Annotated in this window: 1 protein-coding gene; it reads left to right on the top strand. The window is 41.3% G+C overall.

The genetic code is table 11. The features are described 5' to 3' along the window. Positions 1–237 precede the first annotated feature (237 nt). Positions 238–903 carry a polyprenyl synthetase family protein gene (locus OKA04_RS24995; RefSeq protein WP_264503863.1) on the top strand — a complete coding sequence of 222 codons (666 nt, stop codon included), beginning with the start codon at positions 238–240 and terminating at the stop codon, positions 901–903. The last annotated feature ends 223 nt before the right edge of the window (positions 904–1,126 follow it).

Raw genomic sequence — 1,126 nt, 5'->3', positions numbered from 1 at the left:
GTACATATCATTCTATTACAAACAAGTCGCTGTCAATAAATATCGCTGTTTCTTTCCTTTTCATTTTGGTTCATAGCCTCTTAGAAACAATTTATACATATTCTTTATGCCTGGCAGAATGTGTGGGTTTCTTTTGCTTTTTGCCTTTTTGGGTGGTTCATGTACTTTGGACATTGGTAAGAACCAATTGACCAATTTATTCTGAAACGCATCTGATTATATTCAGGGAAAGAAACTATTCATCAGCTATATGGAACACGGGTGGCCGTACTTGCTGGTGATTTTATGTTTGCACAATCTTCTTGGTTCCTAGCGAACTTAGAAAACATCGAAGTTATTAAGCTCATCAGCCAGGTGATCAAGGACTTTGCCAGTGGTGAGATAAAACAAGCATCTACTCTTTTTGACTGCGACGTCACCCTTGATGATTACTTGCTCAAGAGCTATTATAAAACCGCTTCGTTGCTCGCCTCAAGCACAAGATCTGCTGCAATATTCAGTGGTGTAAGCACCACTATATGCGAACAAATGTATGAATACGGCAGGAATCTCGGGCTCTCGTTCCAGGTAGTAGATGATATTCTTGACTTTACCCAATCAGCTGAGCAACTTGGGAAACCAGCAGGGAGTGACTTAGCAAAGGGAAACCTGACAGCTCCAGTCATATTCGCTTTGCAAGATGAACCCAAACTAAGGGAGATAATCGATTCTGAGTTCAGTGAAAGTGATTCATTGGCTACTGCAATCGACTTGGTTCACAGAAGTGGTGGAATAAGAAGGGCGCAGGAGCTTGCAAAGGAGAAAGGTGACTTGGCTCTCCAAAATTTGCAGTGCCTTCCCAAGAGCCAGTTCAGAAGTACCCTTGAGAACGTGGTGAAATATAATCTTCAGAGGATTGACTGATGGATTCACTTGATTCCTCTGAATCACTTGATTTCTCTGAATATAAGATGCTCGCACCCATGTGGGTTAGTAGCTCCCAAAGAAGTTCATCTTGCTAGAATAATGTCGATCTTGGGAAGATGATTACAAGCAGCAACTTTTTGTTGTGGATCCACCACCAACATGTATCATAGCATCCTATTTTGCAGTTTATGTAACTACAAGGCAGATAAAGGAACTAAGG

The organism is Luteolibacter flavescens (genome assembly GCF_025950085.1).
GTDB lineage: Bacteria > Verrucomicrobiota > Verrucomicrobiia > Verrucomicrobiales > Akkermansiaceae > Haloferula > Haloferula flavescens.
Note: the sequence above shows the minus strand (reverse complement) of the source record. Positions and strands in the feature narration are given on the sequence as shown.